The organism is Gemmatimonas sp. (assembly GCF_044345575.1).
Taxonomy (GTDB): domain Bacteria; phylum Gemmatimonadota; class Gemmatimonadetes; order Gemmatimonadales; family Gemmatimonadaceae; genus Gemmatimonas.
This window is the reverse complement of record NZ_JBIJAW010000162.1, coordinates 1-7,474: the sequence shown is the minus strand read 5'-3', so window position 1 is coordinate 7,474 and position 7,474 is coordinate 1. Positions and strand designations below refer to the sequence as shown.

General features: G+C 67.4%; 8 protein-coding genes. 6 read left to right on the top strand and 2 right to left on the bottom strand.

Going from position 1 to position 7,474, the window contains the following annotated elements; genetic code table 11:
- A partial coding sequence (gene mgtE, locus ACIQ6O_RS10435) for a magnesium transporter (protein ID WP_396207726.1) occupies positions 1 to 1,006 on the bottom strand: 1,006 nt, incomplete at its 3' end.
- A gap of 97 nt (positions 1,007 to 1,103) precedes the next feature.
- Positions 1,104 to 1,343, bottom strand: coding sequence for a heavy metal-binding protein (locus ACIQ6O_RS10430; protein ID WP_396207725.1), 240 nt, complete (start codon positions 1,341 to 1,343; stop codon positions 1,104 to 1,106).
- A 74-nt stretch (positions 1,344 to 1,417) separates the two neighbouring features.
- Here ACIQ6O_RS10430 and ACIQ6O_RS10425 point away from each other — a divergent pair, with 74 nt between their 5' ends.
- The 6 genes from ACIQ6O_RS10425 to ACIQ6O_RS10400 form a co-directional block, all read left to right on the top strand.
- On the top strand, positions 1,418 to 2,317 hold the full coding sequence (locus tag ACIQ6O_RS10425) for an NAD(P)-dependent oxidoreductase (RefSeq protein ID WP_396207724.1): 900 nt from the start codon (positions 1,418 to 1,420) through the stop codon (positions 2,315 to 2,317).
- Between the two features lie 2 nt (positions 2,318 to 2,319).
- On the top strand, positions 2,320 to 3,597 hold the full coding sequence (locus ACIQ6O_RS10420) for a cysteine desulfurase-like protein (RefSeq protein ID WP_396207723.1): 1,278 nt from the start codon (positions 2,320 to 2,322) through the stop codon (positions 3,595 to 3,597).
- A complete protein-coding gene (locus ACIQ6O_RS10415; RefSeq protein WP_396207722.1) occupies positions 3,598 to 4,839 on the top strand; it encodes a hypothetical protein in 1,242 nt (413 codons plus the stop codon). It begins immediately after the preceding gene.
- Positions 4,836 to 5,330 carry an acyl-CoA thioesterase gene (locus ACIQ6O_RS10410; protein ID WP_396207721.1) on the top strand — a complete coding sequence of 165 codons (495 nt, stop codon included), beginning with the start codon at positions 4,836 to 4,838 and terminating at the stop codon, positions 5,328 to 5,330. The genes ACIQ6O_RS10415 and ACIQ6O_RS10410 overlap by 4 nt, the downstream gene beginning before the upstream one ends.
- A 178-nt stretch (positions 5,331 to 5,508) precedes the next feature.
- Positions 5,509 to 6,282, top strand: a complete 774-nt coding sequence (locus tag ACIQ6O_RS10405) for a transporter (protein WP_396207720.1) — start codon at positions 5,509 to 5,511, stop codon at positions 6,280 to 6,282.
- A 22-nt stretch (positions 6,283 to 6,304) separates the two neighbouring features.
- Positions 6,305 to 7,474 (top strand): MFS transporter (locus tag ACIQ6O_RS10400; protein WP_396207719.1); only part of this gene is annotated, 1,170 nt, incomplete at its 3' end.

Here is a 7,474-nt window from a genome sequence, read left to right as displayed (position 1 = left end):
CGCCGGAACTCATGACGAGCGGAATGAACTGCGAGAGAAACACGGCTTCGTTGAGGCTGTGTTCGTAGCGCGCCATCACCGAGGCGGTGAAAAACTCGCTCATGGCAAGGATCGCCAGCCAGCCACCTCGCTTGCGCACGTTCTGCCAGAGCGAGACCTGCATGTAGGGCTCTTCGAGCGCCTCCATACCGCCGAACTTCTGCGCGTCTTCCGTCTGCTCTTCCTGGATGACGTCGATGACGTCGTCGACCGTGACCACGCCGAGCAGACGCTTGTTCACGTCGACCACCGGTAGTGCCACGAGGTCGTAGTTCGACGTGATCTGTGACACCTCTTCCTGCAGCATGTCCGGCGATACACTCACCACTTCGGTCCACGCATGCTCACTGATGCGCGATCCCTCGGGGGCCGCGAGCAGCTCACGCAGCGACAGCACGCCACGAAGCCGCCCCGCGTCGTCCACGGTGTAGATGGTGTACATCGCCTCGCGCCGCCCACCGCGCGCCATCGCGAGTACGCTGCGCATCGACTCCCCCACCGTGAGCGTCTCCAGCACGCTCACGAACTCGGTGGTCATGATGCCACCGGCCGTGTAGGGGTCGTACTGCAGCAGCCGCTCGGTCTCGGCTTTCTCCGCGGGCTCGAGCTCCTGCAGGATCTCGTCCGCCGTTTCCTCGTCGAGTTCCTCGAGTGCGTCGGCACGCTCGTCGGGGTCCATCTCGGCGACGATCTCGGCCGCCTCGTCGGCCGGCAGCTCCTCGAGGACCTGCGTGCGCAGTTCTTCGTCGAGGTATTCCATCACCTCGGCGGCACGCTCACGGGGCAGCGCGGCGAGGAACGCGCGCACGGCCTCCTCCGGCATGGCCTCTGCCACGTCGGCGAGGTCGGCCGGATGCATCTCGTCCGTCTGCGGGCCGATGCTCTCCGGATGCTCCTCCAACAGCTCGAGCAGATCCGGCACGATCAGCGCCGCAAGCGGCCGGTCTTTGTCGGAGCGTGGCTTCATCGGCGAAGAGGGCGGCGGTCTGGGCGCAAGTTAGTCTGCAGCCCCCAAGGCGCAAAGCGACGCCGGACCAGTGTGCGGGGCTCCCACATCCGGTCAATCACAGCAGCGGTAAATGCCCCTTTTCCACCGTCATATCGACCAGCTGCACGCCGGCCAGGGCGAGGCTGTCGGCCAGTGCCTCGCGGTCGATCGGCCCTTCCGTCTCGAGGACCACCCCGCGCATGGTCACCTCGGCCTGCAAGACCCCCGGGACGGCGGTGAGGGCGGTCCACACGGCACGTACCGCGTGAACGGAAAGCAGACCGTCGATCTGCACGTGGATGCGCTGTCGTGGCATGTTTCAATGTCGGCGGTGCCCCGTGCCTTCTCAACGGGGGTCACGCGCCGCCACGACTCTTTCGAGCCGCCGCCATGCCACGTGTCGCCTTTCTCGGTCTCGGCGCCATCGGAACCCCGATGGCCCGCCATCTCGCCCGCCCCGAATTCGACCTCGCCGTGTGGAACCGCACGGCGGCCAAGGCCGAGGCGTTTGCGGCGGCCAACGCCGCCCGCGCGGTTGCCACGCCGGCCGATGCCGCGCGCGATCGTGACGTGGTCGTGACCTGCCTGCCGGTCTCCCGCGATGTGGAGGCGTTGCTCGACGGCCCCGATGGACTGCTGGCCACCATGCCGGCCGGTTCGGTGCTGGTGGACTGTACCTCAGGTGATGCGGCGACGTCGCGCCGGATCGCGGCGCGGCTCGCCGAACGCGGCATCGGCTTCCTCGACGCGCCGGTGTCCGGTGGCGTGGTGGGCGCGGAGCAGGGCGCCCTTACCGTCATGATCGGGGGCGACGAGGCGACGCTCGAGCGGGTGCGGCCTGTGATCGAGTGCTTCGGCAAGAAGATCGTGCACTGTGGCGCCGTGGGCGCCGGCGACGCGCTCAAGGCCGTGAACAATGCCCTGCTTGCCATGCACATCTGGGGGACGGCCGAAGGGCTCGTGGCCCTGGAGAAGGCGGGTGTGAAAGCCGAGATCGCGCTGGATGTGATCAACACGTCGAGCGGCCGCTCGAACGCCAGCATGAATCTCTTCCCGGAGCGCGTGGTGACCCGCGCGTTTCCCCGCACGTTCCGGCTTGCCTTGCTCGACAAGGACGTGGGGATCGCGGCCGATCTCGCGCGCGAGCAGAAGATCACCGCTCCGCTGCTGCAGCTCACTTCCGAGCTCTATCGCATGGCGCACACCGAACTCGGTGAAGAGGCTGATCATGTGGAAGCGGCGCAGGTCGTGGAGCGCCTGGGCGGCGCGATCATCGGAGGGCGCGCCTGACCATGTCGGCCATTCTCACCTCCACGCTCGTGCACGACGACCGCGACACGATGATCGCCAGCGTCGAGGCCATCCGCGGGCAGTTCCCGGCGCTCGCCCGTTGCGAGGGTGACCACCCCGTCGCCTACTTCGACGGACCTGGTGGTACCCAGGTGCCGCGCAGCGTGGCGGACGCCATGACGTACTACCTGCTGCACCACAACGCCAACACGCACTGGGCGTATCCCACGAGCGTCGAAACCGACGCGTTGCTCATGCAGGCGCGTGAGACGCTCGCGGATTTTCTCGGGGCGACGGCGGGCGAGATCGCGTTTGGCGCCAACATGACCACGCTGCTCTTCCATATTGCGCGGGCCATCGGTCGTGGCCTCGTGCCGGGCGACGAAATCATCGTCACCGAGCTCGACCATCACGCCAACGTGGCGCCGTGGCAGGCACTCGCGAAGGAACGCGGGGTCGTGCTCAAGTGGCTGCCGCTCGACCTCGACACATATCGGCATGAGGAGGGGGCACTCGAGCGCCTGCTCAGCGATCGTACGAAGGTCGTGGCCATCGGGGCGGCGTCGAACATTCTGGGCACCGTGAGCGACGTGCCGCGACTGGTGCGCCTCGCCCGGGCGGCCGGCGCCATCACCGTGGTGGATGCCGTGCACTATGCGCCGCACAATCTCGTGGATGTGCGGGCCATCGGTGCCGACTTCCTCCTGTGCAGTGCCTACAAGTTCTACGGCCCGCATGTGGGGGTGGTGTACGGCCGGGGGGAAGCGACGGCCGCTCTCGACGTGCCGCGCCTCGAGCCCGCGCCGGACTGGGTGCCGGAGTGCCTGGAGACCGGTACGCAGAATCACGAGGGCATCGTGGGTGCCGCGGCAGCGGTGGAATTCCTTGCGAGCATCGCCGGGGATGTCACGGCGCCGCGTCGTGATCGGCTCGCGACGGCCATGCACGGGCTGCACGAGCGCGGTGAACACCTGTTCGCGCAGCTCTGGCATGGCCTCAGTGAGATGCCCGCGGTCACGCTGTACGGGCCGCGGCCGGGGACCCCGCGCACGCCCACGCTGTCGTTCCGCGTACAGGGTCACGCGTCGGAGTCGGTCGCGAAATACCTCGCGCCACGCGGGGTGTACGTGTCGCATGGCGACTTCTATGCCACCACGGTCGCGCGTCGGCTGGGTTTCGAACAGGAAGGCTTCGTACGTGTGGGCTGCTCCTGCTATACGACGACGGCCGAGATCACGCGGTTGCTCGACGGGGTGCGCGCCCTGATCGCGGGGCACTGAATGACGTCCATCCGTCGCCTGTGTAGAGCGCTGGCTGCGCTTGCCGCTGGCCTGGTCACCGGGGCGTGCACCTCGGAAGCACCGGCCAGTGGTGACGCGCTGCCGGCCGCGGAATTCCTGTTCGCGGCCGGCGACTCCACCTATTGGGTGCGCAGCAGCGGCGAAGGGATGCGGGTGCGCAGCGCCCCCATCCTGCTCACGCAGGTCGATGGCCGGCTGTTCGAGGTGTTTCTCGTTGACGACGGCGCCGAATATCCCGACGCCTCCTTCGCGACGGCGCGCCTGTGGGCGCGGGCCCTGCAATCGCGCGACAGCACCCTGCTGTTCGCCGACAGCACGGTGATGCGCGAGCTGGTGGCGTGGCGCAAGGCCAACCCCAGCGAAACGGAAATCGATCCGAACGATGAGGAAACACCGGACGATCCGCGCACCGTGGTGCACGACGAGATCGAGATCATCGATGTCCACGGCCCGTATCTCACGTTCGAGCATCTGCTCAACGCCGACATCGACGGCGGCCCACCGCATCAGCATCGGGGGCGGCGGTACGTGGTCGATGTGCGGAGTGGACATCTTGCCACCCTGACCGATCTGTTCGGTGGTGCCGAAGCGGCGAAACTCATTGCGCAGGCGCGCGCCTCGCTGACGCAACTCACCGACAGTATCCGTCAGGCGAGTACGTCAGGCGACGATCGCGCCTCGGTGGCCGTGGAAACACTGGACAGCTTCCGCTTCGACTCCACGAGCTTCGGTATCACGGATCTTTCGCGGGATCCTGCGGTCGCCTTCATGGTGCCGGGGTACTCGGCCGACGGCGAGGCGCTCGCGCTGTACCTGCCGCCGATCGCCGTGAAGGCGCCGTCGTGGTGGAGTGCCGTGCGTGCGACGCTCCCCGAGTGGAGCACCGACTCCAGTCGTGTCCGGTGGGAACGGAGCGGGTACGAAGTCATGGCAACGCCGTCGGAAGACGGTGATGCCCTGGCGTTGGTGCTGCGCGCGCGGGGACTCACCACGTCACGCGCCGAATGGCCGGTGGCCACGGTGGCCGCGCCGGCGTATCAGCTGATTGCCCTCGAGCCGCCCCCGCTCGATAGCGCGAGCCGCGCGGCGCTCGCCCGCGCCTTCGATCGGTCGACCGCGCTCGACGGATTGGTGCAGCGCGCCGTGTGGCGCGCGCCCCGTGCCTCTCTGTTCACGCCGCGCACCGTACTGCGCCGAACCTCCTTCTTGCCTCAGCCATGACCGATCGTCCCGCCCGTCCCGTCAGTGAATCACAGCACGAGACGAGTGAGCTCATCATGCCGCAGGATGCGAACATCCTCGGTCACGCCTTTGGTGGGGCCATCATGGCCATGGTGGACAAGGCCGCGGCCGTGTCGGCATTCCGGCATGCGCGCACAGCCTGCGTGACGGCGTCGATCGATCGCGTCGACTTTCGCGAGCCCATTCACGTGGGGGATCTCGTCACGTGCAAGGCCAGTGTGAACTTCGTGGGCAACACGAGCATGGAGATCGGCGTGCGGGTCGAGGCCGAAGACATGATCAATGGCACCCGCCGGCACACGAATACGTGCTACCTCACCTTCGTGGCGATCGACCGGAACGGCCGACCGGTGCCCATCGCCAAGGTGCTACCTGTTACGGAGGAGCAGGAGCGGCGCTACGAAGCCGCGCAGGCGCGCCGCCGCCGCCGCCTCGAGGAGCGACAGGACGAAGCACGGCACGCGCCGTAAAAAACGGGGCGGAAACGCGGCTGGCGCGGTGTTTCGCATCAGGACGCGGTCTGGCGTTGTGACGAAATGCGTCGAGAATGTGATAGTTCGCTAAAGGTGTCGCCGGGACAAGCCGAAGGGACAATACGCACCAGCGATGAGGCTGGCCTCGTTTTCGTTCTTCTCCCGGCCCCCGCCAATGCTCCGTCCCCTCGTCGCTACTGCCCTCACCGTCCTGTCCCTGTCCGCCTGCGCCACCATGGGTAAGCGCGACGCCCTCATCTCCGATCGTCCCGACTTCACCGAGGCCACGGCGCTCGTCGATCGCGGCCATGTCCAGGTGGAAGCCGGCAGCACCTTGAGTCGCGAGAGCGAAGCCCGCGTGGTGTCCCACGGCGAGGTCCTCATGCGCGCCGGGCTGTCCAGCCGGCTCGAGTTGCGCGTGGCCGGCAACTCGTTCGTGCAGGAACAGGTTGATGGCTTGACGCAGTCCGGTGTGCAGGATGCGTCGGTCGGCGTGAAGATGCGGCTGCTCGATGCCCCGGAGGGCCGTTCGTGGCGCCCCGCGCTGTCAGTGATCGCGCACTCCACGGTGCCCACCGGCGCCCGCATCTATCGGTCGCAGCGCGTGCAGCCGGAAGTGAAGGTGCTCACGGCCTGGTCGCTCACCGATCGCTTGGGCTTCTCGAGCAACCTCAATGTCGGTCGTCCGTTCGATGGTGTGCGGAGCTTCACGGAATATGCCGGCAGCGGCTCGCTCGGCTTCGCGGCGACCGACCGCATCGGTCTCTATGCCGAGGCCTTTGCCTTTGCGCCGCAGGACGGGTCGAAGGTCGTGAGCAAGTACGTGAACAGCGGTTTCACCTTTCTCTTCAGCCCCGACGTGCAGCTCGACGTGCGTGGTGGGATCGGGCCGCACTCCACGCAGCGCCGGGATTACTTCGCCGGTGTGGGGCTCGTAGTGCGTCGCTGAGCGATGCGGCTAGTTTAGCTGCATGGCCGATGACCAACCCGGCGAAGCGCCCGACACGTTCGCGGCGCTTCGCCTTCCCAATTTCCGGCGGTACATCCTCGCGCTGTTCACACTGACCCTGGGGATTCAGATCCAGGGCACGGTGGTGGGATGGCAGATCTACGATCTCACGCGCGATCCCCTCGCGCTGGGACTCGTGGGCCTCGCCGAAGCGCTTCCGGCCATCAGCATGTCGCTCTTCGCCGGGCATGTGGCCGATACCCATGATCGCCGGCGCGTGGCCCTGCTCGCGCTGTCCGTGCTGGTCGGATGCTCGCTCGCCTTGTTCTGGCTCGGGCATCCGGCGCCCATCGGTGACCTGCCGCTTACCGCACCGCTGCGTGTGCGGGCGATCTATGCCGTGATCGTGGTAAGTGGCGTGGCGCGCGCTTTCTTGCAGCCGGCGCGGCAGGCGCTGAGCGCCGAACTGGTGCCGCGGTCGCTGTATCAGAATGCCGTCACGTGGCGCAGTGGCAGTTGGCAATTGGCCGCCGTGCTGGGCCCGGCACTCGGAGGCGTGCTCTACGCGTTCGGTGGCATCACGCTCAGCTACGCGGTGGATGCCGTCCTCATGGCCTTTGCCGTCCTCGTGCTGTTCACGGTGCGCCACACGTCACCCGTTCGCGTACACACGGACGAGCCGATCCGCGTGGCCATCCTGGGGGGATTGCGCTTCGTGTTCGGTGATCCGCTCCTGCTGAGCGCGCTGTCGCTGGATCTCTTTTCTGTGCTCTTCGGCGGCGCGGTGGCCCTGTTGCCGGTGTTTGCCGGGGAGATTCTGCACGCCGGGCCCACCGGCCTCGGGCTCATGCGCGCGGCGCCGGCGGCTGGTGCCGTTATCTCGAGTGTACTGCTCACGCGCTTCCCGCCGTTCGCCCATTCGGGTCGGAATCTGCTGCTCGCCGTCGTCGGCTTCGGCGTGTGCTCGATCGGGTTCGGGCTCAGTACGAGCCTGCCACTGTCGATCGCGTTTCTGGCGCTTGGCGGTGCCAGCGACATGGTGAGTGTGGTGATCCGCAGCCTCATGCTCCAGATGCGCACTCCGGACGCCCTGCTCGGCCGTGTGTCGAGCGTGAATCAGATCTTCATCGGGAGTTCGAACGAGATCGGGGCGTTCGAGAGCGGCCTCACGGCGCGCTGGTGGGGCGCGGTC

What these genes read in the sequence shown, in the direction of transcription:
- ACIQ6O_RS10430 (WP_396207725.1), bottom strand. Translation starts at nt 1,343, where the DNA reads ATGCCACGACAGCGCATCCACGTGCAGATCGACGGTCTGCTTTCCGTT.
- ACIQ6O_RS10425 (WP_396207724.1), top strand. Translation starts at nt 1,418, where the DNA reads ATGCCACGTGTCGCCTTTCTCGGTCTCGGCGCCATCGGAACCCCGATG.
- ACIQ6O_RS10420 (WP_396207723.1), top strand. Translation starts at nt 2,320, where the DNA reads ATGTCGGCCATTCTCACCTCCACGCTCGTGCACGACGACCGCGACACG.
- ACIQ6O_RS10415 (WP_396207722.1), top strand. Translation starts at nt 3,598, where the DNA reads ATGACGTCCATCCGTCGCCTGTGTAGAGCGCTGGCTGCGCTTGCCGCT.
- ACIQ6O_RS10410 (WP_396207721.1), top strand. Translation starts at nt 4,836, where the DNA reads ATGACCGATCGTCCCGCCCGTCCCGTCAGTGAATCACAGCACGAGACG.
- ACIQ6O_RS10405 (WP_396207720.1), top strand. Translation starts at nt 5,509, where the DNA reads ATGCTCCGTCCCCTCGTCGCTACTGCCCTCACCGTCCTGTCCCTGTCC.